The following is a 26,237-nucleotide window of genomic DNA, read 5'->3' as shown; positions in this document are numbered from 1 at the left end:
CAAACGTTTTCGTAGATTTTATAATGGGTATTGTCCCGCACCAACTGGTGTTTCAAACGGATTAAGACTATATTTACAGTTCGTTTTTAGCACATGTTGACAACGCATAGGATATCGGCGGACCTTTATGATGATGAATTTGGGCTCATTGCCATTCATTCCAGTTTGGCGGATCATGCCATTGCCTACGCGATCAATGGGGATTGTGGCTTACGGCTTAAGCGAATGGCAAATGATTTTCTGGTGGGAGCACAAGTATCATTTTCAATTTTTGATTGGGATGATGAACTGAACGGCAATTATTGGACCCTCGTTTCCAACATATGTGAGGTAGAGGAGGAGATACCATCCGAAGGTTTTTTTGCCAGCGGCACTTCCCTAAAAAAAAGCTATCTGGTAGAAGAGCGCAAAGAAGTTGACTATTTTCTTAAAGTAGAAGTTGCCGATGAATCCCTGATTGATCCATTGATCAGAAAAATCAACAATATTCCCAATGTGGTTACCGCTTATTCCGTTGAGATACAATCCTTAAAATCAAAAAGAAATTTAATCTTTTAACAATGCCAACAAGAAAAAAGACCAAAATAGTAGCAACGCTCGGGCCGGCCACCAGTAAAAAGGAGGTCTTGAAACAAATGATAGAGGCCGGGGTCGATGTTTTCAGGATAAACTTTTCCCATGCCGCCTATGATGATGTGGCCAACCGGATAAAAATGATTCGAGAGCTCAATGAGGAACTGGAGGTAAACACGTCCATATTGGCAGATTTGCAAGGCCCCAAACTCCGTGTAGGGGTAATGGGCGGGGAAGCGGTTGTTTCACCGGGCGACGAGATAACTTTTGTAACAGGAGAGCCCTTCGAGGGAACGGCCCAACGGGTTTACATGAACTATCAGAACTTTCCAAAAGATGTAAAGCCGGGCGAGCGCATATTGCTGGATGATGGAAAACTGATTTTTGAGGTAAAGGCCACCAATGGAGAAAATGAGGTAAAGGCTGTGGTGGTACAGGGAGGGCCCTTGAAATCCAAAAAAGGGGTCAATCTTCCCAATACCAACATTTCACTGCCCGCATTGACCAAAAAGGACATCAAGGATGCCATATTTGCCATTGAACAAGAAGTGGATTGGATCGCACTATCCTTTGTAAGGCACAACCAGGACCTTATCGACCTTCAAAAGCTGATTGAGGAACATTCTGAGCATAAAATCCCCATCATTGCAAAAATTGAGAAGCCTGAGGCGGTCGAAAATATCGATAAAATTGTCGCCTACTGTGATGGATTGATGGTTGCTCGGGGAGATTTGGGTGTGGAGGTACCGGCCCAGGAGGTTCCCCTGATCCAGAAACAGCTGGTCCTACGTGCCAAAAAGGCAAGGATTCCGGTCATCATTGCCACCCAGATGATGGAAACCATGATCACAAGCCTTACCCCTACCCGGGCCGAGGTAAACGATGTGGCCAACTCCGTTATGGACGGGGCCGATGCCGTTATGCTCTCCGGGGAGACTTCGGTGGGCAACTATCCCGTACAGGTCATAGAAAAGATGTGCAGCATTTTATCCAGTGTGGAAGGCTCCTCATTGATCAAGGTGCCACAGACCCCACCCCATATCAGGACCAAAAGGTACATCACCAAGTCGGTGTGCTACCATGCCGCATTAATGGCTAATGAAATTCAGGCAAAGGCCATTTCCACTTTGACAAATAGTGGATACACCGCGTTTCAGATATCTGCTTGGCGACCAAGCGCACATATTTTGGTGTTCACATCCAATAGGAGGATTTTGACGCAACTCAACCTGTTATGGGGGGTAAAGGCCTTTTATTATGACAGGTATGTTTCCACAGATGAAACCATTGAGGACGTGAACCAAATTGCCTGCAAAAAAGGCTTTTTGGACGTAGGGGATATGCTGATCAGCTTAGCGGCAATGCCTATCAAGGAAAAAGGAATGGTGAATACCCTTAGGGTGACCGAAATAGAGACCTGTAGTTTTTAGGCACCGGGGAAGATCAGGCTACCTGCTTTTCAAAAGCTATGAAATTTACAACATTCCCTTGCTTGTCAAAAACTGGTGACCCCTTGATCCAGCATTGGTAGGAAGTACCGTCCTTTCTGTAGTTGGTCAATATTTCCTCAAAAGGCAATAGGCCCTTAATCGCCTCTGCGACCCTTTGGGTGGTTTTTTGGCAAGTATCCCTTCCCTGAAATAGCTTGGGGGTTTTGCCAATTACCTCTTCCGGTCTATATCCATTCATCAATCGCATGTTCTGTGTGGCATACACAATGTTGAGGTGTTTGTCAGTTACCACGACCACATGCTCCTTGTCCATAATCTCGTCCTGAAAGGGGTAATTGTCCCGCCAATTTTCCTTATCGGCCAGGACTTTTAAGTGCTGTGTGTCAAATAAATTTCCGTTGATAATGTTGAAACGCTCCGCAAAAAATTCAATGGAGCCAATGGGATAGGTAGAAAACCTCTTGTCTGCCATGAAACGGTTCACCGCCTCATCATAAAACCGCATCTTTTTCATACCCAATACTATAAAAACCGAAAAACATGGGCAATATATTAACAGTCTTGTTTAAATATTAGCCCCAAACTGATTGAAATGAGGCTGTAAGTATCAACAAATATTGATGACTAAAGCTCAAGAGAATGCAAATTTCCAAGAAATTACAACAAACTATAAAGGTATGAAGCACCAGTTCAACGATGCCAAACTTGGAGCTATTTTGGGGTTCACGGATGACATTGCCAAAGATGAAAATGCGTTCGAGACCACGGCGAACACCATTAAATTTTTATGGAACAAAAACCACAGAGCGGTAACCTTTATGGTAGATGGGGTTAATGTGGAGCTTTTGCCCAACCAAATGGTAACCATCACCAACCTGCACGTGGTTTCTTTTGCCAAGATGGACCTGCCGCTTGCAGCTATACTTTTCAACAAGGAATTTTACTGTGTCTTTGACCATGACAGCGAGGTGTCATGCAACGGAATTTTGTTCTATGGAACCCAGGATCTTCCCATTATCACCATACCTGAGGCCCAATCCATAAAATATGACCTGCTCTATGGGATGTTCATTGAAGAATTTGCCACACCGGACAATATTCAGGGCGATATGCTGCGCATGCTCCTGAAGCGATTGATCATCATGAGTACACGCTTGGCCAGGGAACAGCTAATTGTAAAGTCCTTGGACAATGGGCAAGTCGATATTATAAGAAGGTTTAATTTTTTGGTGGACAAGCACTACAAGACCAAAAGAAAAGTTAGTGACTATGCCGAAATGTTGTTCAAATCGCCCAAGACGCTTTCCAATCTTTTTGCAACCTACAACCAGAAAACACCACAGCAGATAATCATGGAACGGATTGCACTTGAGGCAAAACGACTCATCAACTATACAGACAGGCAAAATCAGGAAATAGCATACGAGCTGGGGTTCAACGACCCTGCGCATTTTAGCAAATTCTTCAAAAAAATGTTTCAGATCAGCCCTACGGAGTATCGAGAAAAGCTGCTTTTGACCGCCTAAGGGAAAGTTGGACAAGCAGTCGGGAAATTGTTCCTAACACCCACCTCTTCATTCACCGCATCTTTGCCTTGTAATTTAAAACGAAGTGAAGATGAACCAAATAGAAAAATCCATTTTTAACCTGATAACGATTTTCAGGATGTCGCCAAAAGCGGCCACAAGCACCTTGATCACACCCAACCATTGTGAACAAAAGTTTCATCACGATTTCTATTGTGATGCCGAAAAACCATTCGTAGCAAAATAATTAATACATAATAACATAATAAATAGAACATGAGCACATTGAACGTACCTAAAAGAGAAGAAGTAAGTACCGGTAACCAGGCAATTTTTGACAACTTGGAAAAAGCGGTGGGGTTTGTCCCAAATTTATATGCCACCTACGCACATTCAGAAAATGCCTTGGCAAATTACCTAAACTTTGCCAACGCCAAAACATCACTGAAAGCCAAGGAGAAAGAAGTAGTGAACTTGGCCGTGAGTGAGGTTAATGGATGTTTGTACTGTTTGTCCGCCCACACGGCAATTGCCAAAATGAACGGCTTCACCGAGGGCCAGATCTTGGAACTAAGGGATGGAAAGGCTTCTTTTGATGCCAAACTTGACGCATTGGCCCGTTTGGCCAAGAACATCACCGAGAATAGGGGAGCAACGGATGCCCCTGTTTTGGAAAACTTCTTCGAAGCTGGATGGACCAAAGAAAATTTGATCGACACCATCCTTCTGGTAGGAGATAAGACCATATCCAACTATATCAACAATACTGCTGATACTCCAATTGACTTTCCGGTTGCCCAGCCATTGGAAACAGTAGAAATTTAAATCAAATCAATTAAAAATCAGAAAGAAAAAATGAGAAAAGTAATTGCAAGTTTAGTTTTTGTTTTCGGCGCCATTTTTATGGCAAATGCCCAAGATTCGATGGACAATATGGCCGTGAAGACCATCCATTTGGAACAGGTTCCAGGGGAATTCACTCAAAAGACACTCACTGTGGCCCCCGGCACCTATGTTTTTGAGATTGCCAACAATGGGGTGGACCACAACGTGGGATTTGTTTTGGTGAAAAAGGGAGAAGATGTGAGCAAACCCGAAAACCACATTCAAACCGCCTATGTTACCGCACCGGTTTCCACCAATGAAAAGCAAACATCAAAGCCTACGGTGTTGACCCAGGGAGAGTATGTATATTTCTGTCCCTTGAACCCGACCAGCACGGACAATACGTTGGTTGTGAAATAAAGGAAATTACAATAGATTATAAGTTAAAAACCCCATCTTTAGATGGGGTTTTATTTTACGGCCGAACCAGCAAAAAGGGATGGCGCTATGCTTTTGGCCAAATAGATGGGCCAATCGTTCTTGAACAAATGGCTCTCCATGATCGCACCCTCAAAAAGAAGATAAAGCCCTCCAGATATTTTCTCGATCTCTGCCTTGGAAACGTTAGAAATGTTCTGGCTTACCACTTCTCCCAAGAACAACAAAAAGGCTTTTTTCTGTTTCTGGAGTACACTCAAGATCCTTGTCTGTTTGGGAGAGAGTTCCCCCAATACCCGCAATCCCCAACCGCCATGAAATGCCTCTGAGCGATACAGCTCCTGTAGATAATCAAAAACGGCCAAAAGTTGGTTCCTGCCGCTTTTCCTACGACCGATATAGTCCCCGAGGTCTTTGATGAAGGTCTCGTGCCTATGTTCCAAATACGCAATGCAAAGGTCTTCCTTGGATTTAAAATGACTGTACAGCGTGGCCTTGGCAATGCCACATTTGTCTATGATCTCGTTGATGCCTGTGGAATTGTATCCCTGGGTATAAAAAAGATTTCCAGCTACTGATATGATATGTTGGTGCAATTCGGGACGTCGCATATATACAAAGTAAACAAGAAATAATGGGTTGAGCAAGAGTACATTAGGTTTAAAAATCAAACTGCAGTTGGACTGATACCATTTCTTCTTTTTCCTGTTCTTTTTTCTTATCCGTATTGAGGTTCGCCAATGAAATGCCCAACAAACGCACCGAGTTTTGAAGTTCGGATTGGTAAAGGAGTTCTTTGGCCGTTTCCAGGATCAGGTCTTTTTGGGAAATGAAGTATGGAAGTGTTTTGCTCCTTGTCTGTAAGGTAAAATCGCTATACTTTATTTTGAGGGTGATGGTTTTACCCGAGATCGTTGATTTTTGAAGCCTTCTTTCAAGCTCGGAGGCAATACTTTCCAATTTTTCCAGCATAAAGACCTCACTGCTCAGGTTTTCGGAGAAAGTGCGCTCCGCACCGACCGATTTGGGGATACGGTGCGGTTTCACCGGACTGCTGTGGATGCCCCGCACCACTTGATAATAATAGCTGCCACTTTTGCCAAAGTTGTCTTCCAGAAACTCCAGGGATTTTCCTTTTAAGTCCTTTCCCATAAAAATGCCGAGCTTGTACATTTTTTCAGCGGTGACCTTACCGACACCATAAAACTTTCTAATGTCCAATGCCTCCAAGAATGGGATGACCGCTTCGGGATTCACCGTTTTCTGCCCGTTGGGCTTGTTGTAATCACTGGCCACCTTGGCAATAAACTTGTTTATGGAAATCCCGGCTGAAGCCGTCAGGCCAGTTTCCTCAAAGATTCTTTGCCTGATTTCCTGGGCCATCAATGTTGCGGATGGATTTCCCTTTTTGTTTTCGGTAACGTCCAAATAGGCCTCATCCAATGAAAGTGGTTCAACCAAATCGGTGTATTCAAAAAAAATGTTTCTAATACGCTTTGAAACCTCAATGTAACGGTCAAATCGGGGCTTTACAAAAATCAGGTCCGGACAATTTCTTTTGGCAATGTACCCGGCCATGGCACTGCGAACCCCAAATTTTCGAGCCTCATAACTCGCCGCGGAAACCACCCCCCGTTTGGAACCACCACCTACGGCAATTGGCTTTCCCTTCAGTTCTGGATTGTCATGTTGCTCCACGGAAGCATAGAAGGCGTCCATATCCACATGGATAATCTTTCTTAAGGGAAAATCGAAGTCCATACTCAAATTTAGGGTATATTTAGTTTGATGGACAATCCTAAAAAGACGGCCATAGTATTGGGAGCGACCGGTTTGGTCGGGGAACTACTGTTGGAACTGCTCCTGCAAGACCAACGCTATCATAAAGTAATCGTGTTTTCTCGGCGGGACTTTCCCGTCCAACATCCAAAACTGGAAAAAATCATTGGGGATTTACTGGATCTCCAGACTTTTTCGGAACGTTTCAAGGCCGATGAGGTCCATTGCTGTGTAGGGACCACCAAGGCCAAGACCCCGGATAGGTCCATGTACAAGAAAATTGATTATGGGATACCCGTCCAGGCTGCGGAGCTGTGCCGCATCAATGGAATACCTACTTTTATTGTGATCTCAGCTATGGGTGCCAACCATGAAAGCTCCATTTTTTATAATAAGGTAAAGGGAGAAATGGAGCGGGAAGTGCTACAGCTTGGAATACGAAAAACCCACATTTTGCAGCCTTCGCTTATCGGAGGGGAGCGCAAAGAGAAGCGACCAGGCGAACTATTCTTCAAAAAGCTCATGAACGCCATTGATTTCTTGATGATAGGGCCGCTTAGGCACTATAAAACCATAGCACCGGAAAGTATTGCAAAAGCTATACTTTGGTTGGCCAACAACCCATATGAAAAGGAACGGATAACTTCAGAACAATTGAAAACATTGGCAGAAAATGGAACATCTTGAAATTGAGCGCAAGTTTTTGGTAGAATCGGATGCCTATAAGGATTTCACCATTTCACACACCCGGATTGTACAGGGATTTCTCAATACACACCCAGAACGGACCGTGCGAGTGCGCATCAAGGGCACTGCGGGGTTCATTGCCGTAAAAGGGGCAAGCAACCATACCGGGACCACCCGATTTGAATGGGAGATTCAAATCAGTGTTGCAGAGGCCACCAACCTAATAGACCTATGCGAAGGCGTTATTCTTGAAAAAATGCGCCATGAGGTACCTGTGGGAGCACATACTTTTGAAGTGGATGAATTTTTGGGAGAGAACAAAGGACTGGTCATTGCCGAGATAGAACTCGGACACGAAGATGAAGTTTTTGAAAGACCCCAATGGCTAGGGGAAGAGGTAACCGGGGATGTGAAGTACTATAACTCCCAGTTGAGCAAAAACCCCTTTAGTGAATGGTAGTTCAAAACCATAGGATACAAGTTGTTCTGAATATGCTCGCCGCACTGTCCGGTGGTATCGCCATCTATTTGGAACTTATTGGGAATGCATCCGGCTATGCACTCTTTAAACCGCTTACCACAATTTTGATATTGTCCCTGCTGTTTTTAACCCCAAAAACCAATAGAACCAACCTTTGGAATATGGTTTTGGCAGCCTTGGTCTTTTGTTTGTTGGGCGATATTCTTCTACTCTGGCCCGCTTATTTCGTTTTCGGATTGGCCTCTTTTTCGGTGGCCCATTTGCTTTTCGCCTCAGTGTTTATCAAATTGGAGAGGTTCCAGTTCCAGGGGATGGCCCTTATAGTTTTTTTTGGAATTGGAACAGGGTTGTTTTTATGGTTAAAGCAGGATTTGGGAGACCTAATGATACCCGTGGCCCTTTATGTGATGGTAATTGTTTTTATGGCATGGCGAGGAGCAAGTCTGTATTTGACCCAAAGAAAAAAGGCTTATGCCTGGATTGGACTTGCGGTCTTGTTGTTTATGTTTTCGGATACGCTCATAGCTATTGACAAGTTTAAAACACAGCTATATTGGTCGGCACCCGTTATATTGGCCACCTATTGGTTCAGCATTGGGCTGATTGCCAATGCTTTTTTAAAACTCATATCCGAAAGGAAACAACGCTGACCGTTTTTAATCCAGTTTTTGGTCCAAAGCGATTATGGTGTTCATAAGCACATTGGCCCCATTGGCCATGTCTTCAGCCGAAGTAAATTCTTTTGGGGAATGGCTTATGCCTCCCTTGCTCGGGACGAAAATCATTCCGGTAGGGGCTATCCTCGCCATATCTTGGGCGTCATGTCCAGCACCACTGGGCATATATTTGAACGATAGGCCAAGTGCTTTTGAAACGATCTCAATCTCCTTTTTTATGTTAGGATCTGTCAGGGCAGGCTCTGCTGTCGTGTCCAAAGAAAAGAATTCAATCTTCACCTCACTTTCCGCGGCAATTTTTTCAGCTTCCGTTTTTATAGCTTGAAAAACATTATCAATAATCTCCGAGGATAGATCACGAATCTCCAAACTAGCGACTACTTTTCCTGGAATTACATTGGGTGCTCCCGGCTCCGCCTTTATACGCCCAACCGTACCTACCTGACTGCCTTCAAAACTGTTGGTGACCTCATTTACGGCAACAATGAATTTGGCGGCGGCCAGTAGAGCGTCCTGTCTGGCATCCATCGGAGTGGTGCCCGCATGGTTGGCAAAGCCTGTGAAGACGACGTCCCACCAATTCAATCCCACAATACCCTCAACAATGCCGATTTCCAATTTTTCTTTCTCCAAAATGCCCCCCTGTTCTATGTGGAGCTCCAAAAAGGCCGCCATACTGCCCTTGGGGCGCACCACCTCTGCAATTCTTGTGGTATCACCTCCAATACGCATAATTCCCTCTCCCATGGAATAACCTGTGGAGTTGACCACTTTTAATGCCGCTTTCCCCAAACTTCCAGACATGGCCCTACTCCCCATGACACCCCCTTCTTCATTGGGAAAAATGATGACTTCTAATGGATGTGCAGTTTCAATTTGATTTTCATTTAGCGTTTCAATCACTTCCAAGGCAGCCATGGAGCCCACACATCCGTCATAATTGCCACCATTGGGCACCCGGTCTATGTGGGAACCGAAGGAAATAGGTTTCTTTGAATTGTCATTTGCCTCTCTGCGACCGATGATGTTCCCGGCAAAATCAATCCGTACGTCCAGACCCAAGTCCTCCATAATCTTGATAACCCACTGTCGAGCAGCAATATCGGCATCGCTGAAGGCTACCCGCTCCGTTTCCCCATTTTCCTGGATGCCAAATTGGGCGAGCTGGAATATGCGATTTTCCAAACGGGTCTGGTCAACTTTTGGCAAGAACTCTTGTGCCAAAACCACATTCAATCCAAAAAATGTGAGCAGTAAGAACATTCGTGTGATCATAGTGCTGGGTATGATTATTGAAGATTTGGAAAGATACGGATTTTGCTTTTTAAGGGATAGGACGAACCAATTCCTTTTTAGAAGGATGATTTGAACTGCTCCAAAAACCGCACATCGTTTTCACTTAAAAGACGGATGTCCGAGATTTGGTGCAACAACAACGCAATACGATCAATGCCCATTCCAAAAGCGAAACCAGAATACACGTCGGGATTAATATTGCAATTTCTAAGCACGTTGGGATCCACCATACCACATCCCATAATTTCGAGCCAACCGGTGCCCTTGGTCATGCGGTAGTCGGTTTCGGTTTCTAGGCCCCAATACACATCCACTTCGGCGCTGGGTTCCGTGAAAGGGAAATAGGAAGGACGAAGACGGATTTTTGATTTTCCGAACATTTCCGAAGTAAAATACTGCAGTGTTTGCTTCAAATCCGCAAAGGAAACATTTTTATCCACATATAGCCCTTCTACCTGATGGAAGAAACAATGTGATCGTGCCGAAACGGCCTCGTTCCGGTAAACCCTTCCAGGAGAAATTGTGCGTATGGGCGGTTTGTTGTTTTCCATGTAGCGTACTTGGACGGATGAGGTGTGGGTCCTCAGCAAAATATCGGGATCGGTCTGGATGAAAAAGGTGTCCTGCATATCCCTCGCTGGATGGTACTCTGGCAGGTTCAATGCGGTGAAGTTATGCCAATCGTCCTCGATTTCAGGCCCTTCGGAAACGTTGAACCCTATTCTGGAAAAAATATCGATAATTTGATTTTTTACAATCGAGATGGGATGCCGTGCCCCAATTTCAATAGGTTCGCCAGGGCGTGTCAGATCCCCATATTTGCCAACGGATTCCGCTTGGTTCTCAAGGTTCGATTTTAACGAATTTACCTTCTCGGTGGCCGCGGTCTTTAGCAGATTGACAACCTGTCCAAATTCCTTTTTCTGGTCGTTGGCAACATTTTTGAATTCGGCGAAGAACTCGTTCAGCAACCCTTTTTTTCCCAAATATTTGATTCGAAAGGCTTCAATCTCATCTTTGGACGTGGATGTAAAGGTTTTGACTTCCTCTAAATGCTTTTTAATGGTCTCAATCATGGTCGGCGCTATTGGCGGACAAATTTAGCAAATTGTCCTTGAATATATAGGTAATCAGGAAATGAACGGCAACTCCACCAAACAAGTGCCAAAGCCAATGTGTACCCATGGGCAAGATATCTTGCTTCAAATCGATGCTTCTAAAGAAGACGGCAACCCCGAAAGTGCTGAAGGATAATAGCACCCAAATCATGTTTTGCCCCCTGGTCCGGATCAGATACCAGACTATTGGGAACAAAATGGTCATTGCGGTGATGACATATCCCAACGAAATGCGAAGGGTAACAGGAATGGGGATCACTCTAAGCAAAAAAGAGATGCCGAACAATACGACAAGAAGCACCAACCGCTTCCACCATTTATGAACCAACTTAACGACAAAATATACAACCAAAGCCATGCACAAAAGCATTATGGGCATCCAATCCAAGCGAAGCCAAAACTCATGGCTCCGGGTGGCGTGGTATACCGTGCCACCGATATAACTTATGCCGATTATAGGGAGCACTGAGGCAAGAAAGAGGTGTTTTTTTGGACTCCTGTACACCTTCAGGCCCCAATAAACCAGTAGCAATAGAAAAATCATATTGCTGTAGGTGTTGAAAGGCTCCACAGGCAATCTTCCCTCCACTGTTTCTAGGTAGATGGGCCCGGAGTCCTCAGGAAATTTTAAAAAAAGAAACAAACCGTTATTTGGGATTAGGGCTTATGCGAATTTTCAACGTGATTTTTTAACCAGTGCAGGCAGGTATCGAAATTCTTGAAAATGTGTTTCTCGGGAATAAGATCTGGAATAATGTCAATACGTTCCATCATATATCGGGGCTGATCAAGAATATCCACCAATAGCACGGTTATATTTTTCTTTATCAGGTCTTGAAGAACATCTTCCATGGCATAAAGCCCCGTTTGATCCATGTATTGCATCCTTCCCAAACGTATGACCACGGTTGATGCCGTGTTGGGAATTTGCTCCGCCAACTGTTGAAACTCATTGGTAGATCCAAAAAACAAAGGCCCTTTTACGTGTTTTATGAATACTTCCTTTTGCAATTCTTTTGGAAAGTCCTTTTCGTCGGCCCATAATTTCTCCCGCTGTAGGGGTCTTACATCCGAGCGTGTGGCGGTGAGGTCCCCCATTTTTTTCATGAACATCAGGGAGGCAAATACAAGGCCGATTCCAACGGCATAGACTAGGTTCCAGATGGAGGAAAGCACCATTACCGATAGCATGATGAGCACCTCAGAACTAAGGGCAATTGGACCCAATTTTATATCCTTGGGAAGGTAGGGAATGGCCTTGAGCCCTTTGTAATCCATGACCCCGATTCCCACGGTAACCAAAATACCGGCCAAAACCGCAGCTGGAATTTGAGAGGCAACCGGCCCCAGTGCCAATAGAATAATCAATAGCAGAACACCTGCGACCATTCCGGAAAGTTTGGTTTTTCCACCCGAATTGATATTCACTACAGTTCGTATGGTGGCTCCTGCACCGGGGATACCACCAAAAATGGCCGCAACACTGTTTCCTATGCCTTGCCCAACCAATTCTTTGTTGGGTTGGTGCTTGGTCTGGGTCATATTGTCCGCAACCACCGATGTCAATAAGGAATCTATGGCGCCAAGCAACGCCAAGGTAAGCGAAGTGAACACGTAGGGGGTGATGGAACTAAGCTTGAATCCCGTTATGATCTCCAAATTTGGCAGGGGAAGTCCCGTTGGGATTTCCTCTATTGGGCGATAATTCAATCCAAAACCATAGGCAACCCCAGAAACAACCAATAATGCGACCAAGGTGCTGGGGATGGCCTTGGTAATTCTTTTGAAACCGTAGATAATCAGAATCGTGGCCAATGCCAACGCCAACTCCAACCAATTTATATTCCTTAATGCCCGGGAGAGCACCTTAAAAGTGCCCACAACGCCTGAAGCTTCCTTAGCGGCCAGGGTTTTTGCCTCTTTTAGCATATCTGCCTCTGTAATCTTGCTGGCTCTTCTAATGGTCTCCTCAAAATCCTCCAAAACCAAAATACCTTCTCCCGCTTCTTCGCGTAGGATGTTCTCAAGGATCTCTTCCTCGGCATCGGCCATAAATTGACCAACGTATTCTTTATCCTCTTTGGGGTAATAACCGACCGCAGGGAGAATTTGTGTGACCAGAATGATCACTCCTATCGCTGTCATAAATCCGGACACCACTGGATAGGGGATATACTTTATATATTTCCCAAGACCAATCAAACCAAGACCAATTTGCATAATACCGGCCAATAGGAATATGGTCAATATCGCAGGCAAGGCTTTATTTATATCCCCATCGTTAATGGCAACAATTCCGGCGATTACGACCATGCTCACCGCCGTCATGGGAGCGGTTGGGCCAGAAATTTGGGTGTTGGTGCCACCAAAAAGGGCAGCAAAGAAACTGATGAAAATAGCACCATAAAGTCCGGCACTGGGGCCTAACCCGGAGCTCACACCAAAGGCCAATGCCAAGGGCAGAGCCACTATTCCCGCAGTAATTCCACCAAAAAGGTCTCCTTGTAAATGTTTGAACATGATTAGGTTCTAGTATCAGGTTAAGATAGCGATTTTAGAAAACCAAAATAGGCCAATAAAGTGTTAAACATTGGCCTATCCTTGGGTTTGTTGGGTAATGGACTACAGAAAATGGACCTTCCCGTCCGCTATGTCATACATGCCTCCTACAATCTGTATTTCTCCATTGTCTTCCATTTCCTTAAGAACAACACTTTGACCCCTTATATTTTCTATGGCCAATTCCACATTTTTTACCGCAACGGCATCAACAAAGGCCAAATTTTTGGAATTTCGCAGCGATTCGTCCTTTGGCTCCTTTGTTTCATAAACTGCTGGTTCTATCTTGTTGATCAACATGGTAAGGTTTCCCAAACGGGCATGATCGCAAGCTCCTTTTACAGCCCCGCACGATGTATGTCCCAGGACCAAGACCAGTTTTGTGCCCGCCAATTTGCAGGCAAACTCCATGCTTCCAAGAATGTCCTGGTTCACAAAGTTACCTGCGATGCGAATACTGAAAATGTCCCCCATGCCCTGATCGAAAATTAGCTCTGAGGAAACCCGGGAATCAATGCAACTTAGCACAGTGGCAAAGGGATATTGTCCATCTTTGGTTTCCTTCACCTGTTGCAACAGGTCTCTGTTGGCCTTTTTGTTTTGTTGAAAACGTTGATTGCCATCTTTCAAGGCTTGTAGGGCCTTTTCCGGTGTCATGGCGGCCTGTGTTTCTTTGGTATGTGCTTTCATTATTCTTCTGTTACGTGTTATTTTTTTGGATTTAGCCTAAAGAATTGGATATAACTTTCGGGATTTTCCACAATGCCTCTTTCGGATATCAACTTGATATCCAAGTTTTTGTTTTTTGCCTTTTCCGAAAAATCATCCAAAATCTCAATGATATCGTTGTCCAGATAACGGGTGTTCCTAACATCCAACTCAAGATAGGAGTTTTCCGGGATACTGTCCAACTCTTTGAGTATGGCTCCTTTGTTAAAGAATGTAACTTCTTCGGCAAGCGTCATTTTTATTTTATGAGCCCCATTACTTTTGTCCTCAATATGCAAAAAATGGGAGTTTTGGTAACTTTTGATGAGAATCACTACAATACCGACACCCAGACCAAGTCCTATACCGATCAAAAGATCGGTGAAAACGATGCCCAAAATTGTTACAATGAAGGGAACAAACTGTTTCCACCCAAGATCATACATGGTTTTGAACAGTTTGGGTTTGGCCAATTTGTATCCCACAATCAAAAGAATGGCAGCCAAAACCGATAAGGGGATCATATTGAGCAACCGCGGTATTAGCAAAACAGAAATCAAAAGAAAGAAGCCATGGATAATGGCCGATGCCTTGGTTCTCCCCCCGGATTGAATGTTCGCAGAACTCCTTACAATCACCTGGGTGACCGGCAAACCGCCCACTAGCCCTGAAATGCTATTGCCAACACCCTGTGCCAGCAACTCCCGATTTGTAGGGGTGGTTCTTTTGTATGGATCTAGTTTATCCGTGGCTTCCACGCACAGCAAGGTTTCCAGACTGGCTACTAGGGCTATGGTGAAGGCAGTTATCCAAATTTCAGACTTTCCAATTACGGCAAAGTTCGGGAAGGTCAGCAGCCCTTTGAGTGAATCGAAGCTCTCCGGTATGGGCACACTGACCAGATGCTCGCTTGAAATGGACCAAGAGGGATTGTCCTTGGTAAAAATAAAATATAGTATGCCGAGCACAACGGCTACCAAAGGCCCCTGCACCAACTGAAATATTTTGGCCTTTTTGCTGAGCACCCTATCCCAGAGAATAAGAATGGACAGGGCGATCACCGCAATAAAAGTTGCACCTGGGCTTATAAAATTAAAGGTGTTGATGATTTCACTAAAGGTATTTTCCCCATCAACCTGGAAAAACGCAAAATCGCCCTCAGGATCGGCATCATAGCCAAAGAAATGGGGAATTTGTTTCAGGATTATGATGATTCCGATTCCCGTGAGCATTCCCTTGATAACCGATGATGGAAAATAGTAGGCAATGACCCCGGCTTTTAAAATACTGAAGACAATCTGAATGATGCCCCCCAGTACCACAGCTACGAGAAAATTTTCAAAACCCCCTAAAGTTCCAATGGCCGTGAGCACAATGGCAGCCAGTCCTGCAGCTGGACCACTGACACCTATTTGGGAACCGCTCAGGGAACCTACCACGATTCCACCAATGATTCCGGCAATAAGGCCTGAGAACAATGGTGCCCCACTGGCCAAGGCAATACCCAAACAGAGGGGCAGAGCCACAAAAAATACCACAATACTTGCGGGCAGGTCATTTTTTAAATACTTGAACATGATGATTAGTTTTGTTCACGCCCATGTTATGGGCGGGAAAGGTTAGCAATTTGTGTTGAGAATTCGAATAGAACTAAACTGCCAACCGCGGGGGAGGAACAAGAATATCAGCTTTGTAATCTGATAGGGACGGTACGTATTCCGTGGGATTTATTTTCCTCTCTTTTGAAAACATGCCATGCGGACCAGTGAAATCGGTAATGAAAAGATTCTTTTCGTCCAACTTCTTTTCCGCTTCCTGCTCATTGCTTTTATCTTCATCCTCGGGGGACAGTATCATCGCCATGGAAAAGTCGCGGTCCAAAAGCACCATGACAGGGGGAGCCAATAGGGAAGATATCAGCAAAAAGGCGATAATAGGAAATGCAATGGCTCTAAGCACGATCTGCGTTTTCGTAAATGTAATAGTAAAGCTATTGTTTTTTGTTAAATAAAGGCTAAAAGTCTTTCAAGAGCTTGAAGTTGTTGCTCATTACCCAGCCTGTCTGTCCATCGGCAATGCTTATTTTGCTCCAATCGCCCAAATTGTCCACCACGTTTACCTTGGTCCCTTCGTGCAGGGTGAAGACAACCTCACTTTGATCATTGGGTTCCGAGGCAATCTTCACCTCCTTGGAATAGATAATGGCGGGGTTGTCGTTTTCAAATTCCTGATGCTGCAAATAGGCCATTAAAACACAGATTGCCCCTAAAATCAAACAGGAAATACTTGCAATGAAGGCTATTCGTTTTTGGTTGGCAATCCGCAGAAAAAAGTAACCTAGATATCCCAAAACAAACAGCATGACAAGGAGCACGGCAAGATAGGCCCATTCATCGAAGGAAAACAGGCTCACCAAATCGTTGTAGAGCCGTGCAAGGTCAGGTTGGGGAATTTCCTCGATGGCATCCAGCCTCATGTTTTGGGCATAGCCCAAATTATTCAGGATTTCACTGTCGTTTGGATTCAACAAAAGGGCTTTTTCATAATAATAAATGCTCGGACCGATATTGTTCAATTTATAGTTACAGTTGCCAAGGTTAAAGTACAGTGCAGCGGAATGCTCACCGTTGTCCAATATTTGCTGATATTGATCCATTGCCTTGGTGTACTCTCCGTTGTTATAGTATTCCGTTGCCCGGTCGAACAGGTCGTTGTTCTGAGGAAAGAGAGGAAAAAACGAAAGCAATCCCATTAGGGTCAATATTGGTTTTATCCGCTTCATAGCTGCTTATCCAAATTAGATATTATCTCACTGGCCTTTTCATAATCGTTCTGCATTTGCACATCAGAAAATGGGCTATACCGGGCCATTTCACAACTTTTCAGCAAATCGATAAAACCATTCACATCCTCCACTTCCACGCGCTTGTCCGTCAAGATCTGGGTAATTTTTTCCTTGCTGAATTCCGAGGTTTCTATTTTTAACTTTGCCTTTAAGTAGTTGTGGAGGCCTTTTTCAAGAGCCACGTAAAATGCCTCTTTGTTTCCGAGTTCCTTTTTTGCCGTGGAAAGATACTTTCGGGCAAGTTTATTGGCCTTTTTTATCTTGTTGCCCATCACATCACTGGCAATTGCCTCCCGTTTCTTAAATGAGAATACGGCAATTGGGATAAGGAGCAATGGGGCAAAGAGCAACATGTAAAAGGTATTGGAACCGAAAAAATGGTCGGTCCCTATTTGGGTCAGATTGGGCTTTATCTTGATAAAATGAAATTGTTTTCCCGTAGGGACCACGAGCTGTTTGCTGGGTGTTCCAACTACGGCGTTGTTGGGGGAGGAGCCTACCGGGCCATCCAAGACCTCGATATTGATCTCTTCTGAATTGAGGGTAACATATTTCTCTGATGCTGGATTAAAATAACTGAAGGAAATGCTTGGAATGGGATATTTCCCCCTAAAAGAAGGCACTATGGTGTAATTGTTTGAGACCGCACCCTCCATACCAGAGGTGTATGTGGTTACCTTTTCCTCATATTCCGGTTCGTACACTTCCAACGCACTGGGCAATTCCGGTTCGGGAAGTTGAAAGAGCTTTAGATTGCCCTTTCCTGAAACCTCCACAATGGCCTGAAGCGATTCCGACGCGTTCAATTGGTTTTTGCTAGCGGTCACGGAGAATTCAAAATCGCCAACGGCCCCTCCAAAATTTAAAGGCTTCCCTGCTTCGGGCAACGGCTTTACGTTTATGGTCCTTCTTCCTGCCGAAACGGTCTTGGTGGTTTGGGTGTAGATACGGCCCCCAAAGAAATCCCTTCGGTTTGTGGGAACATCCACAAAAATTTCCAACGATAAGGGCTCAATTTCCAATTTCCCAGGTTTCTGTGGATATAGTACTACCCTTTTCAGGATAACATAGCGATATGGTTTTCCTTGATAGGTCCCATTTTGGGCGGTGTGCTTGGTCACTGGAATATCTTGGCTCCAAAAGTTGTTGTAGGTCGGGTTGTCCAATGGTCGATAATTGGTGACGCTGATGTTTGGACTCACATAGAGCTTGTAAACCACGGTAACGGCTTCGTTGAGATAGGGATTTCCCTTGGAAACCTCCGCAACCAGATGCAGGTTTTCATCGGCAACATCATCCACGGTTTTTTCTGCGTCGGGTTTGTCGACTGCGGCGGTAACCTCCACGGTTTGTGGAAGTGTTTTGTAGGTTTCACCAGCAATTTCAATGGTGGCTTGCTTTATGGTGAACCTTCCCCTGGCCGTTGGTAATAAAATATAGGAATAAGTTTTGGAAAAACTTCGTTTTCCATTGATCCATGAGGAACTTATGGATTGGGAGGGCCCCATCACGACCTTGAACCCTTCAAAGGCAGGTGGGTTGAAATTATCCCCATCCTTGTTCATGGTAAACTCTACCCTTAACCGCTCGTTGATTCCCAGTTTTTCCCTGCTTAGCTTCATTTCAAAGGAAACCTCTTCTTCCTGTGCATGGGCCAGTGACCCAAAAATTAGGGCTAAACCTAGCGAAAACAGTATTTTACCCTTTACCAACAGCATTACCAGTCCTTTTCGTTCTTGATTTTTTTGCCGCGCACTTTTCGGGCCTCCATTTTTTCCTGCACCTTTTTTTCCTCATTCTGCATGGCCTCTAGCAGGTTTTGTATCTGTTGCTTTGAAAGCTCATTTGGCCTTGGCTGTTGTTTTTGCTCTTCAGGTTGGTCGCCTTCGTTGGGTTTCTTTTGCTCCTCCTTTTTCTTGTCTCCGTCACCTTTTTGGTTTTCTTCTGGCTTGTCCTCTCCATTTTCCCCATCATCTCCCTTGTCCTTGTTCTCATCCTCATTTTGCTCCCCTTCATCCTGTTTTTCATTGTCACCACCTTGATTTTGATCTTGGTTCTGATCTTGTTGATCCTGTTGGTCCTTATTGTCCTCACCACCTTGGTTGTCATCATTCTTTTGCTCGTCCTGTTCTTTTTCGAGCATTTTTTTGGCAAGAGCTAGGTTATAGCGGGTCTCATCGTCGTTGGGATCGTTACGCAGGGCCTCTTTGTAGGCTTCTACCGCTTTTTGGTATTCTTTGTTCTTCATGAACACATTGCCCATATTGTGATAGGCCTTGTGTTTTTCGGGTTTTTCCTCGGCCACTTCGCCTGCTCGTTTGAAACTGCCAAAAGCCTCACCAAAACTTTCACGGTTGTAGTACGCGTTACCAAGATTGTAGGGAGCGGCCGCATTTTGTTTGCTCTTTGAAATGGCCCTTCTATAGGTGGCCTCTGCTGAGGTAAAATCGTTCGCAGTCAATTCCTTGTTGGCCTCCCAGGTAAGGTTTGTAGAGGTTTTAAGCGCTCTTTTGGCCTGCTCTTCGGCAGGATTTTCCTGGGCTTCAACAGCAACTCCAAGAACAAGCATGAACCCAAAAATCAATCGTATCCTATTCATGGCCATTTTCATTAAAAAGATTTAGTTTTTTCAACCATTGGGTTTTCCTGTCCAGGAGAAAGATATCCAAAAATAAAAATAAAAACCCCAGACCGAGAAACCATTGGAATTGGTCCTTGTACTCGGCAAATTGTTTGGCCTCAAACTCTTTCTTGTCCATTTGGTCAAGCTGTTCCTTAATGTATTCCACGGATTTTTCCGTGTTTGTACCATCAATGTATTCACCATTGCCTTCTTTGGCAATTTCCAAAAGGACCGATTCGTTCAGGCGGGTAATCACCACTTCCCCCTGACTGTCTTTTTTCAACTGTTCCACCACACCGTTTCTTTTGATGGGAATTGGCGCACCTTTCGATTTGCCCACTCCTATGGTAAACACCCGGATGCCATTTTGTATGGCGAGTTCCACAGCATCAATGGTAGATCTTTCGGAATGGTCTTCCCCATCGGAGACAATGAACAGGACCCGATTGGTCTGTTCGGCGTCATCATAATAGGTACTTGCCAATTCAATGGCCGCATCAATGGCCGTCCCCTGGGATGAAAGCATGTCGGTGTTCATGCTTTGCAGGAACATTTTGGCGGCACCGTAGTCCGTTGTAATGGGGAGTTGGGGATATGCCTGACCTGCATAGGCAATAATTCCAATACGATCACTGGCAAGTTGGTTGATGATTTCGGAGACCAGTCTTTTGGCTTTTTCCAATCGGTTTGGGGCAATGTCTTCCGCCAACATACTCTTGGACACATCCACGGCAAATACAATGTCGACCCCTTCACGTTTTACCGTTTCCAGCTTGGTGCCAATTTTTGGATTTACCAATCCCATGATCAAGAAGGCCAAACCGGCCAGGAAGAATATCAATTTTAGGGCAGACTTAAAACTGGACTTATCCGGGGCGAGGCGACGCAACAGGCCCGATGTGGCAAATTGACGCTGGGTCTTTCTTTTCCAAACCTGAAGGAACAAAAAGGCCAGGACCATTACCGGAACAATGGCCAAGAGGTAGAAATATATTTTTTCGTCGAATTGGATCATGTCCTAAATAAAACTTTTAAACACCGAATTGCGCAATGCCCATTCAATTAACAACAAAGCCCCTGCCAAAAGAATCAGCGGCCTGAATTTTTCTTCATATTTGTAATACTTGAACTCTTCTATCTCCGTCTTTTCCAACTTGTTGATCTCATCGTAGATTTCTTCCAGCTTTTCATTATCCGTGGCCCTGAAATATTTTCCTCCCGTGGCCTGGGCGATTTCCTTCAAGAGTTCTTCATCAATTTCCACTTGGCGCATGCCGTATCTGAACGTTCCATCCCTATTATATGCTATAGGGGACAGGGCATTGCCATTGGTTCCCAATCCTATGGTATATGTCTTTATTCCGAATTCCACGGCGAGATCGGCAGCTGTTTTTGGTTCGATGAACCCAGAATTGTTCACGCCATCCGTCAGCAAAATGATGACTTTGCTTATGGCTTTGCTTTCCTTAAGGCGGTTCACCGAAGTGGCCAACCCCATTCCAATGGCCGTACCATCTTCCAGTTCTCCATAGGTAATCTCTCGAAGTGCGTTCAATACGATGCTCTTGTCGCTGGTAATAGGGGTCTTGGTATAGCTTTCCCCTGCATAGCCCACCAAACCAATACGGTCGTTTGGGCGTTCTTTTATAAAACTGGCTGCCACTTCCTTGAGCGCCGACAAGCGATTTGGTTTTAGGTCGCGCGCCAGCATACTGGACGAAACGTCTATGGCCATGACAATGTCGATGCCCTTGGTGGTCTTGGTACGGGTGGATATGTCTTCCGTTTGGGGTCGTGCCAGGGCGGTTATTATCAAAGTGAGGGACAGGAGTCGCAGCACAAACAGCAAAGGTCTGAGCTTCGATGTCCAGTCGGAAACATTAAATCCTTTGATACTTGATATTCTTAACGAGGCGACCTCTTTTTTGCGCTTGAAAAAATACCATAGCAAAGCCAATGGAAGCGAAAGTAGCAACCAGAAGAACTGTGGATTTGCGAATTCTATATTTTCAAACATCTACACTTGTGTTTTTACGTCCAAACTGCCCAATATTCGGGTCACGATATCCTCCGCATAGTCATCTCCTTCTTCCCAGGTGATCACCACTTGTTGCACAAAGCCTTTTCCGCCAAAGGTGAGGATGTTATATTTTGCCTTTCCGGAAGAAGTGCTCCGATCATCTTTAAAACTACCCGTTCCGAAGGTCTTTAATCCTAGAACTCCGGATTTTGTCGCGAACTCTTCTTGTTTGGTTATGATGTTCCTTAGGCCCAAACTTTCAAAGGATGCCAAGGTGGAACCAATAACGGCTTCAAAATTGGGGTCACTTTGTTCTTTGTACGTCACCGAACTGGTGGCTACGGAAAAGACACCTACATAACTCCCGTAGGAAAAAGTCTGTAGCTCTTTGATCAGTTCTTCGGTTTCGGGGGGCAATTTCACCTCTTGCCGGACAAGTACATCGGGTGTTTCCAGTTCAATGGGGGGATATCCATAACTGCTGGACACCCATTCCCCTTCCAAAAGGTCTTTTGTGGGATAACCAAATACGGCATCCCTTACCTCCTTAAAACCAAAATAAGCCACCGAAAGGCCACTGCCCAAAAAGAGCACTCCAATAAATATGGCCGCCGCCCAGTAGATTCGTTTGCGTTGCTTTTTTCTGGCAAGCTCTTCCAAATATTCTTCATTCAGCAACAATTCGTCCTCAGTGGGTTCAGGTAGCGCCTCATGTGTTTTGATAACAATATCCTCCACCAGTTTTCTGTCTTGTTCCGCAACGGATATTTCCGGTTTGGATTTGGCGAATTTTACAAGGTCGGCCGTTTGCAATATTTTTTGAAACTGCCTGATGGTTTCATCCTCCAAATTCAATTCCCCACTGTCCTTTAGCATTTCCAGTTTGGTGATCAATTCGGAGGTTGTGCTCTCCATGGCTGAGACATGAACATCCTCTTCCAGATAGGATCGGACAATATCGGTCAACTCGGAGTAGTATTTTTTATACTCATCCTGAATGAGGTACCTGGAGTTTTCCAACTTTTTAAGTTCCAAAAGCGCTCGGTCATACGGGGGCAACAATGCTTCTTTTTCCTCTTCGGTCAGCGGTTTCTTTCTAAGAAAGAACCAATAGACCAGACCTCCAATGATGGCCAAGGCCAACAGCACCCAAAATAGGGTCCACCAAAGTTTGGCATTACTTTTCTGTACTTGCATCAATGGCTTGATGTCGTACATTTTCTGCTTGGTCGTATCCACGGCCACATCAGCCACCTTTATTTGGAACGAATCGGTAAAAAAAGGCTGCTCATTAATGGCTATCCGTTGAGGAGGGATGGTGTAGGCGCCACTATCAAATTGGGTAAGTGCATAAATGCGCTGAAGAATTACCCGGCCCTTGTTTTTTGTGGTATCGATCATTAGGGCCTCAACGGTTTCCAGGGGAGAGAAGGTCTGCCCTTCGGGAAAGTGAACAATGGCGGTGGAATCAGCTTCCACGGTTATCTTATACTGGATCTGTTCACCAATTTTTATGGAAACGGTATCCACTTTGGCAGAAATCCTTGGCCCGCTTTGCCCAATACCAAGTGTGGGAAACATCAAAAAGAAACAAAAAAGGACCACGGTTCCCAGCGACTGGAGACCCAAAACCCTTGATTTTGTTTTCCGCTGTTCCATTACACTCTTCTTTTAAAATATCCCAACAGTTTTTTCACGTAGCTTTCGTCCGTTCGGCAATGGATGACCCCACATCCCGCCTTGGTAAACGATTCTTGGAAATAATTCACCTTGTTCTGATGAAATTGGCCATAGGCCATGCGCACTTTTTTGGATTGTGTGTTCACTAGTTGCAAGGTCCCTGTCTCGGCATCCTCCATTTGCACCATGCCCAGGTTGGGAATGGATTCCTCACGGTGGTCAAAAACTCGAATGCCCGTTACATCATGTTTGTTGCCCACAATTCTTAAGGTGTTGTCATAATCATCGGCAATAAAATCAGACAGGACAAAAACAATGGCCTTTTTCTTCATTACATTGGTCAGGAACTTGAGGGTCTCGGCAATATTGGTCTTGTTGCTCTTTGGGGTGAATTCCAACAGTTCCCTTATTATGCGCAGCACGTGGCTCTTACCCTTTTTTGGTGGAATAAAAAGTTCCACTTCATCAGAAAAGAGAATCAACCCCACTTTATCGTTGTTCTGCATGGCAGAAAAGGCAAGGGTGGCCGAGATTTCCGTGATGATTTCCTTTTTGAATTGGTTTTTGGTGCCAAAGAACTCCGATCCGCTGACATCGACCATCAGCATCATGGTCAGTTCCCGTTCCTCCTCAAATACTTTTACAAAGGGCTCATTGTATCGTGCGGTCACGTTCCAGTCAATACTTCGCACATCATCACCAAATTGATACTGCCGTACCTCACTGAAGGTCATTCCCCGTCCCTTAAAGGCAGAATGGTATTCCCCACCAAAGATGTGATCGGATAGACGCCGGGTCTTTATCTCGATCTTACGTACTTTTTTAAGAAGTTCCTTTGTATCCATTGGGTTCAAACAATCAGGTTTTCAGGTTCAAATAAAGTGGTGGCACTTAGAACGCGAAAGATTGAACCGTTACGGTACTTCAACCTCGTTTACAATCTTGTTGATGATTTCCTCGGAAGTGATGTTTTCCGCTTCGGCCTCATAGGTGATTCCGATTCTGTGCCGCAGCACATCGTGGACCACGGCCCTTACATCTTCGGGAACCACATACCCCCTTCTTTTTATGAATGCGTAGCATTTTGAGGCATTGGCCAGATTGATGCTTCCCCTGGGGGATGCCCCAAAGCTGATGAGCGGTTTAAGGTTCTCCAGATTGTACTTTTCAGGATATCGGGTAGCAAAGACCAGGTCTAGGATATATTTTTCAATTTTCTCATCCATATAGACCTCCCGAACTGCTTGCTGGGCACTCAAAATCTGTTTTATGCTCACTACGGGCTTAATGGCCTCGGTTGCGCCCATAAGGTTTTGGCGGATGATCAGTTGTTCCTCATTGAGTTTGGGGTAGTCTATTACGGTTTTCAGCATAAAACGATCGACCTGTGCCTCGGGAAGCGGGTAGGTGCCTTCCTGCTCCACGGGGTTTTGGGTGGCCATTACCAAAAAGGGAGCATCCAGTTTAAAGGTTTCATCGCCTATGGTCACCTGCTTTTCCTGCATGGCTTCCAAAAGTGCGGATTGGACCTTTGCCGGGGCCCGGTTAATCTCATCCGCAAGCACAAAATTGGCAAAAATAGGCCCCTTTTTTATGGAAAAATCATTTTCCTTCATGTTGTAGATCATTGTTCCCACCACGTCTGCCGGTAGCAGGTCGGGCGTAAACTGTATTCTGCTGAAAGTACCTTTAACGGCTTTTGCCAAGGTATTTATGGCCAAGGTCTTTGCAAGGCCGGGCACGCCCTCCAAAAGAATATGGCCCTGGCCGAGCAATCCGATCAGTAGCCGTTCCACCATGTGTCTCTGGCCTACTATGGCCTTGTTCATCTCAGTAACGAGCAAATCAATAAAAGCACTTTCCTGAGCAATTTTTTCATTCACCGCACTAATATCAATAGTAGTGTTTTCTTCCATCTAAACTTTTATTGTTATGTGTAATTATATATCATATTGATAAGCAGTGCAAAATGAAAATTTATTTAAAATCCATCTGTTAATTAATGGTTAAAAAAAACGGGAAACCCCTAGTTTTATGAAGGTTTTAAGGGTTTAATTTTATACATTCAGCAGATATGGAAGCAAGCAATACTTATTCCAGAATTATTTCTGGATGCATGACGTGGGGAAGTTGGGGCAAAAAACTTTCCACCAGTCAAATGACAGGGGTGATCAACCATTGCCTTGACCTTGGGTTGACCACATTTGACCATGCGGATATTTATGGGGATTATGGTACGGAGGCGGATTTTGGAAAAGCCTTTGCCCAAAGCGGCATTTCTAGATCGGATGTACAATTGATATCCAAATGCGGCATACAAATGACACGTGGAAGGCAAAATCAGCTAAATCATTACCAGTACGACAAAGACTATATTGTTTGGTCCGCCGAGGAGTCTCTGAAAAAGTTGCGTACGGAGTATCTGGATCTACTGCTTTTGCACAGACCAAGCCCATTGATGGAACCTGAAGAGATTGCGGAAGCCGCATTCCAGTTATTGAAAAAGGGAAAAATCAAGAAATTTGGAGTTTCCAATTTCACCCCATCCCAGATCGCTATGCTCGAAAAGGCACTTCCGATTTCCTGCAATCAAGTAGAGTTTTCATTGACCCATGAAGGTCCAATGTACGATGGAACTTTTGATGATTGTATCACCAACAATAGGATGGCGATGGCGTGGAGTCCCTTGGGAAGTTTTTTTCGGGAAACTACCGAACAGACCAAACGAATAAAGAAAGTGATGGACCTTTTAATGGGAAAATATGGTTTGGATGAAAGCCAATTGCTATTGGCATGGATCATAAAACATCCCGCAAATGTCCATCCTGTTATCGGGACCACGGACAAGGAAAGAATAATGTTGGCCGTTAAGGCCGCTGAGGTGGATTTGGAACTTCAAGACTGGTTTGCGCTACTGGAAGCCAGCCAAGGCCATCAAGTACCCTAAATAA

General features: G+C 44.7%; 28 protein-coding genes. 10 read left to right on the top strand and 18 right to left on the bottom strand.

What is annotated here, in order from left to right:
* Nucleotides 1-93 precede the first annotated feature (93 nt).
* Entirely contained in the window at nt 94-558 is a 465-nt protein-coding gene (locus K7G75_RS02165) for an IPExxxVDY family protein (RefSeq protein WP_222982298.1), read from the top strand.
* Nucleotides 559-560: 2 nt separating this feature from the next.
* Nucleotides 561-2,003 carry a pyruvate kinase gene (gene pyk, locus K7G75_RS02160; RefSeq protein ID WP_222982296.1) on the top strand — a complete coding sequence of 481 codons (1,443 nt, stop codon included), beginning with the start codon at nt 561-563 and terminating at the stop codon, nt 2,001-2,003.
* A 13-nt stretch (nt 2,004-2,016) separates the two neighbouring features.
* On the opposite strand, the gene K7G75_RS02155 is transcribed toward pyk, so the two are convergent.
* Nucleotides 2,017-2,538, bottom strand: coding sequence for a PAS domain-containing protein (locus tag K7G75_RS02155; RefSeq protein ID WP_222982294.1), 522 nt, complete (start codon nt 2,536-2,538; stop codon nt 2,017-2,019).
* Nucleotides 2,539-2,701: 163 nt separating this feature from the next.
* On the opposite strand from K7G75_RS02155, the gene K7G75_RS02150 reads away from it, so the two are divergent.
* From K7G75_RS02150 to K7G75_RS02135, 4 genes are all read left to right on the top strand, one after another.
* The gene (locus tag K7G75_RS02150; RefSeq protein ID WP_222982292.1) at nt 2,702-3,550 is read left to right on the top strand and encodes a helix-turn-helix domain-containing protein; all 849 of its coding nucleotides are present in this window, start codon (nt 2,702-2,704) and stop codon (nt 3,548-3,550) included.
* A gap of 91 nt (nt 3,551-3,641) precedes the next feature.
* Entirely contained in the window at nt 3,642-3,797 is a 156-nt protein-coding gene (locus K7G75_RS02145; RefSeq protein WP_222982290.1) for a hypothetical protein, read from the top strand.
* A gap of 29 nt (nt 3,798-3,826) precedes the next feature.
* A complete protein-coding gene (locus K7G75_RS02140; RefSeq protein ID WP_222982288.1) occupies nt 3,827-4,375 on the top strand; it encodes a carboxymuconolactone decarboxylase family protein in 549 nt (182 codons plus the stop codon).
* A gap of 30 nt (nt 4,376-4,405) precedes the next feature.
* The gene (locus K7G75_RS02135) at nt 4,406-4,795 is read left to right on the top strand and encodes a plastocyanin/azurin family copper-binding protein (protein WP_222982286.1); all 390 of its coding nucleotides are present in this window, start codon (nt 4,406-4,408) and stop codon (nt 4,793-4,795) included.
* 50 nt (nt 4,796-4,845) lie between these two features.
* Here K7G75_RS02135 and K7G75_RS02130 read toward each other — a convergent pair whose 3' ends face one another.
* Together K7G75_RS02130 and dinB are read right to left on the bottom strand one after the other, a co-directional pair.
* Entirely contained in the window at nt 4,846-5,424 is a 579-nt protein-coding gene (locus tag K7G75_RS02130; RefSeq protein ID WP_222982284.1) for a TetR/AcrR family transcriptional regulator, read from the bottom strand.
* A 49-nt stretch (nt 5,425-5,473) separates the two neighbouring features.
* The gene (gene dinB / locus K7G75_RS02125; protein ID WP_222982282.1) at nt 5,474-6,574 is read right to left on the bottom strand and encodes a DNA polymerase IV; all 1,101 of its coding nucleotides are present in this window, start codon (nt 6,572-6,574) and stop codon (nt 5,474-5,476) included.
* 27 nt (nt 6,575-6,601) lie between these two features.
* On the opposite strand from dinB, the gene K7G75_RS02120 reads away from it, so the two are divergent.
* Genes K7G75_RS02120 through K7G75_RS02110 form a run of 3 tightly spaced genes read left to right on the top strand, consistent with a single transcriptional unit; the run spans nt 6,602 to nt 8,410 of the window.
* The gene (locus K7G75_RS02120) at nt 6,602-7,279 is read left to right on the top strand and encodes an NAD(P)H-binding protein (protein WP_222982280.1); all 678 of its coding nucleotides are present in this window, start codon (nt 6,602-6,604) and stop codon (nt 7,277-7,279) included.
* The gene (locus tag K7G75_RS02115; RefSeq protein ID WP_222982278.1) at nt 7,266-7,739 is read left to right on the top strand and encodes a CYTH domain-containing protein; all 474 of its coding nucleotides are present in this window, start codon (nt 7,266-7,268) and stop codon (nt 7,737-7,739) included. The genes K7G75_RS02120 and K7G75_RS02115 overlap by 14 nt, the downstream gene beginning before the upstream one ends.
* A complete protein-coding gene (locus tag K7G75_RS02110) occupies nt 7,733-8,410 on the top strand; it encodes a lysoplasmalogenase (RefSeq protein WP_222982276.1) in 678 nt (225 codons plus the stop codon). The genes K7G75_RS02115 and K7G75_RS02110 overlap by 7 nt, the downstream gene beginning before the upstream one ends.
* Nucleotides 8,411-8,416: 6 nt before the next feature.
* On the opposite strand, the gene K7G75_RS02105 is transcribed toward K7G75_RS02110, so the two are convergent.
* The 15 genes from K7G75_RS02105 to K7G75_RS02035 all read right to left on the bottom strand — a co-directional run bounded on the left by K7G75_RS02105 (nt 8,417) and on the right by K7G75_RS02035 (nt 25,202).
* Complete coding sequence (locus K7G75_RS02105; protein WP_222982274.1) at nt 8,417-9,712, bottom strand: Zn-dependent hydrolase; 1,296 nt, start codon at nt 9,710-9,712, stop codon at nt 8,417-8,419.
* A 77-nt stretch (nt 9,713-9,789) separates the two neighbouring features.
* On the bottom strand, nt 9,790-10,809 hold the full coding sequence (gene pheS / locus K7G75_RS02100; RefSeq protein WP_222982272.1) for a phenylalanine--tRNA ligase subunit alpha: 1,020 nt from the start codon (nt 10,807-10,809) through the stop codon (nt 9,790-9,792).
* Entirely contained in the window at nt 10,802-11,494 is a 693-nt protein-coding gene (locus K7G75_RS02095) for a hypothetical protein (RefSeq protein ID WP_222982271.1), read from the bottom strand. The genes pheS and K7G75_RS02095 overlap by 8 nt, the downstream gene beginning before the upstream one ends.
* Before the next feature lie 14 nt (nt 11,495-11,508).
* Complete coding sequence (locus K7G75_RS02090) at nt 11,509-13,371, bottom strand: SulP family inorganic anion transporter (protein WP_222982269.1); 1,863 nt, start codon at nt 13,369-13,371, stop codon at nt 11,509-11,511.
* A 102-nt stretch (nt 13,372-13,473) separates the two neighbouring features.
* Nucleotides 13,474-14,100 (bottom strand): carbonic anhydrase family protein, encoded by a 627-nt coding sequence (locus K7G75_RS02085; RefSeq protein ID WP_222982267.1) that lies wholly within the window; start codon nt 14,098-14,100, stop codon nt 13,474-13,476.
* Between the two features lie 17 nt (nt 14,101-14,117).
* Nucleotides 14,118-15,695 (bottom strand): SulP family inorganic anion transporter, encoded by a 1,578-nt coding sequence (locus tag K7G75_RS02080; protein WP_222982264.1) that lies wholly within the window; start codon nt 15,693-15,695, stop codon nt 14,118-14,120.
* A gap of 73 nt (nt 15,696-15,768) precedes the next feature.
* Nucleotides 15,769-16,077, bottom strand: coding sequence for a hypothetical protein (locus K7G75_RS02075; protein WP_222982262.1), 309 nt, complete (start codon nt 16,075-16,077; stop codon nt 15,769-15,771).
* A gap of 55 nt (nt 16,078-16,132) precedes the next feature.
* Nucleotides 16,133-16,900, bottom strand: coding sequence for an SH3 domain-containing protein (locus K7G75_RS02070; protein WP_222982260.1), 768 nt, complete (start codon nt 16,898-16,900; stop codon nt 16,133-16,135).
* The gene (locus K7G75_RS02065; protein ID WP_222982256.1) at nt 16,897-18,681 is read right to left on the bottom strand and encodes a BatD family protein; all 1,785 of its coding nucleotides are present in this window, start codon (nt 18,679-18,681) and stop codon (nt 16,897-16,899) included. The genes K7G75_RS02070 and K7G75_RS02065 overlap by 4 nt, the downstream gene beginning before the upstream one ends.
* Nucleotides 18,681-19,574 carry a tetratricopeptide repeat protein gene (locus K7G75_RS02060; protein WP_262420223.1) on the bottom strand — a complete coding sequence of 298 codons (894 nt, stop codon included), beginning with the start codon at nt 19,572-19,574 and terminating at the stop codon, nt 18,681-18,683. Before K7G75_RS02060 ends, K7G75_RS02065 begins: the two co-directional genes overlap by 1 nt.
* The gene (locus K7G75_RS02055) at nt 19,555-20,601 is read right to left on the bottom strand and encodes a VWA domain-containing protein (protein ID WP_222982255.1); all 1,047 of its coding nucleotides are present in this window, start codon (nt 20,599-20,601) and stop codon (nt 19,555-19,557) included. Before K7G75_RS02055 ends, K7G75_RS02060 begins: the two co-directional genes overlap by 20 nt.
* Before the next feature lie 3 nt (nt 20,602-20,604).
* Nucleotides 20,605-21,603, bottom strand: a complete 999-nt coding sequence (locus tag K7G75_RS02050; RefSeq protein ID WP_222982253.1) for a vWA domain-containing protein — start codon at nt 21,601-21,603, stop codon at nt 20,605-20,607.
* The gene (locus K7G75_RS02045; RefSeq protein ID WP_262420222.1) at nt 21,604-23,265 is read right to left on the bottom strand and encodes a BatD family protein; all 1,662 of its coding nucleotides are present in this window, start codon (nt 23,263-23,265) and stop codon (nt 21,604-21,606) included. It abuts the gene before it with no gap.
* A complete protein-coding gene (locus tag K7G75_RS02040; protein ID WP_222982251.1) occupies nt 23,265-24,131 on the bottom strand; it encodes a DUF58 domain-containing protein in 867 nt (288 codons plus the stop codon). The genes K7G75_RS02045 and K7G75_RS02040 overlap by 1 nt, the downstream gene beginning before the upstream one ends.
* A gap of 69 nt (nt 24,132-24,200) precedes the next feature.
* A complete protein-coding gene (locus K7G75_RS02035; protein WP_222982249.1) occupies nt 24,201-25,202 on the bottom strand; it encodes an AAA family ATPase in 1,002 nt (333 codons plus the stop codon).
* A 158-nt stretch (nt 25,203-25,360) separates the two neighbouring features.
* On the opposite strand from K7G75_RS02035, the gene K7G75_RS02030 reads away from it, so the two are divergent.
* Nucleotides 25,361-26,233, top strand: a complete 873-nt coding sequence (locus tag K7G75_RS02030; protein ID WP_222982247.1) for an aldo/keto reductase — start codon at nt 25,361-25,363, stop codon at nt 26,231-26,233.
* Nucleotides 26,234-26,237: the final 4 nt, after the last annotated feature.

The organism is Flagellimonas meishanensis (assembly GCF_019880545.1).
GTDB classification, from domain to species: Bacteria; Bacteroidota; Bacteroidia; order Flavobacteriales; family Flavobacteriaceae; genus Flagellimonas; species Flagellimonas meishanensis.
Note: the sequence above shows the minus strand (reverse complement) of the source record. Positions and strands in the feature narration are given on the sequence as shown.

Excerpts from the sequence above, each read along its gene's own strand:
- K7G75_RS02045 (WP_262420222.1), bottom strand. The coding sequence starts at position 23,265 with ATGGAACAGCGGAAAACAAAATCAAGGGTTTTGGGTCTCCAGTCGCTG.
- K7G75_RS02145 (WP_222982290.1), top strand. The coding sequence starts at position 3,642 with ATGAACCAAATAGAAAAATCCATTTTTAACCTGATAACGATTTTCAGG.
- K7G75_RS02165 (WP_222982298.1), top strand. The coding sequence starts at position 94 with ATGTTGACAACGCATAGGATATCGGCGGACCTTTATGATGATGAATTT.
- pheS (WP_222982272.1), bottom strand. The coding sequence starts at position 10,809 with ATGATTGAGACCATTAAAAAGCATTTAGAGGAAGTCAAAACCTTTACA.
- K7G75_RS02040 (WP_222982251.1), bottom strand. The coding sequence starts at position 24,131 with ATGGATACAAAGGAACTTCTTAAAAAAGTACGTAAGATCGAGATAAAG.
- K7G75_RS02030 (WP_222982247.1), top strand. The coding sequence starts at position 25,361 with ATGGAAGCAAGCAATACTTATTCCAGAATTATTTCTGGATGCATGACG.
- K7G75_RS02035 (WP_222982249.1), bottom strand. The coding sequence starts at position 25,202 with ATGGAAGAAAACACTACTATTGATATTAGTGCGGTGAATGAAAAAATT.
- K7G75_RS02070 (WP_222982260.1), bottom strand. The coding sequence starts at position 16,900 with ATGAAGCGGATAAAACCAATATTGACCCTAATGGGATTGCTTTCGTTT.
- K7G75_RS02105 (WP_222982274.1), bottom strand. The coding sequence starts at position 9,712 with ATGATCACACGAATGTTCTTACTGCTCACATTTTTTGGATTGAATGTG.
- K7G75_RS02060 (WP_262420223.1), bottom strand. The coding sequence starts at position 19,574 with ATGAAAATGGCCATGAATAGGATACGATTGATTTTTGGGTTCATGCTT.
- K7G75_RS02150 (WP_222982292.1), top strand. The coding sequence starts at position 2,702 with ATGAAGCACCAGTTCAACGATGCCAAACTTGGAGCTATTTTGGGGTTC.
- K7G75_RS02110 (WP_222982276.1), top strand. The coding sequence starts at position 7,733 with ATGGTAGTTCAAAACCATAGGATACAAGTTGTTCTGAATATGCTCGCC.
- pyk (WP_222982296.1), top strand. The coding sequence starts at position 561 with ATGCCAACAAGAAAAAAGACCAAAATAGTAGCAACGCTCGGGCCGGCC.
- K7G75_RS02140 (WP_222982288.1), top strand. The coding sequence starts at position 3,827 with ATGAGCACATTGAACGTACCTAAAAGAGAAGAAGTAAGTACCGGTAAC.
- K7G75_RS02065 (WP_222982256.1), bottom strand. The coding sequence starts at position 18,681 with ATGCTGTTGGTAAAGGGTAAAATACTGTTTTCGCTAGGTTTAGCCCTA.
- K7G75_RS02085 (WP_222982267.1), bottom strand. The coding sequence starts at position 14,100 with ATGAAAGCACATACCAAAGAAACACAGGCCGCCATGACACCGGAAAAG.
- K7G75_RS02120 (WP_222982280.1), top strand. The coding sequence starts at position 6,602 with ATGGACAATCCTAAAAAGACGGCCATAGTATTGGGAGCGACCGGTTTG.
- K7G75_RS02130 (WP_222982284.1), bottom strand. The coding sequence starts at position 5,424 with ATGCGACGTCCCGAATTGCACCAACATATCATATCAGTAGCTGGAAAT.
- K7G75_RS02055 (WP_222982255.1), bottom strand. The coding sequence starts at position 20,601 with ATGATCCAATTCGACGAAAAAATATATTTCTACCTCTTGGCCATTGTT.
- K7G75_RS02135 (WP_222982286.1), top strand. The coding sequence starts at position 4,406 with ATGAGAAAAGTAATTGCAAGTTTAGTTTTTGTTTTCGGCGCCATTTTT.
- K7G75_RS02155 (WP_222982294.1), bottom strand. The coding sequence starts at position 2,538 with ATGAAAAAGATGCGGTTTTATGATGAGGCGGTGAACCGTTTCATGGCA.
- K7G75_RS02080 (WP_222982264.1), bottom strand. The coding sequence starts at position 15,695 with ATGTTCAAGTATTTAAAAAATGACCTGCCCGCAAGTATTGTGGTATTT.
- dinB (WP_222982282.1), bottom strand. The coding sequence starts at position 6,574 with ATGGACTTCGATTTTCCCTTAAGAAAGATTATCCATGTGGATATGGAC.
- K7G75_RS02115 (WP_222982278.1), top strand. The coding sequence starts at position 7,266 with ATGGAACATCTTGAAATTGAGCGCAAGTTTTTGGTAGAATCGGATGCC.
- K7G75_RS02090 (WP_222982269.1), bottom strand. The coding sequence starts at position 13,371 with ATGTTCAAACATTTACAAGGAGACCTTTTTGGTGGAATTACTGCGGGA.
- K7G75_RS02050 (WP_222982253.1), bottom strand. The coding sequence starts at position 21,603 with ATGTTTGAAAATATAGAATTCGCAAATCCACAGTTCTTCTGGTTGCTA.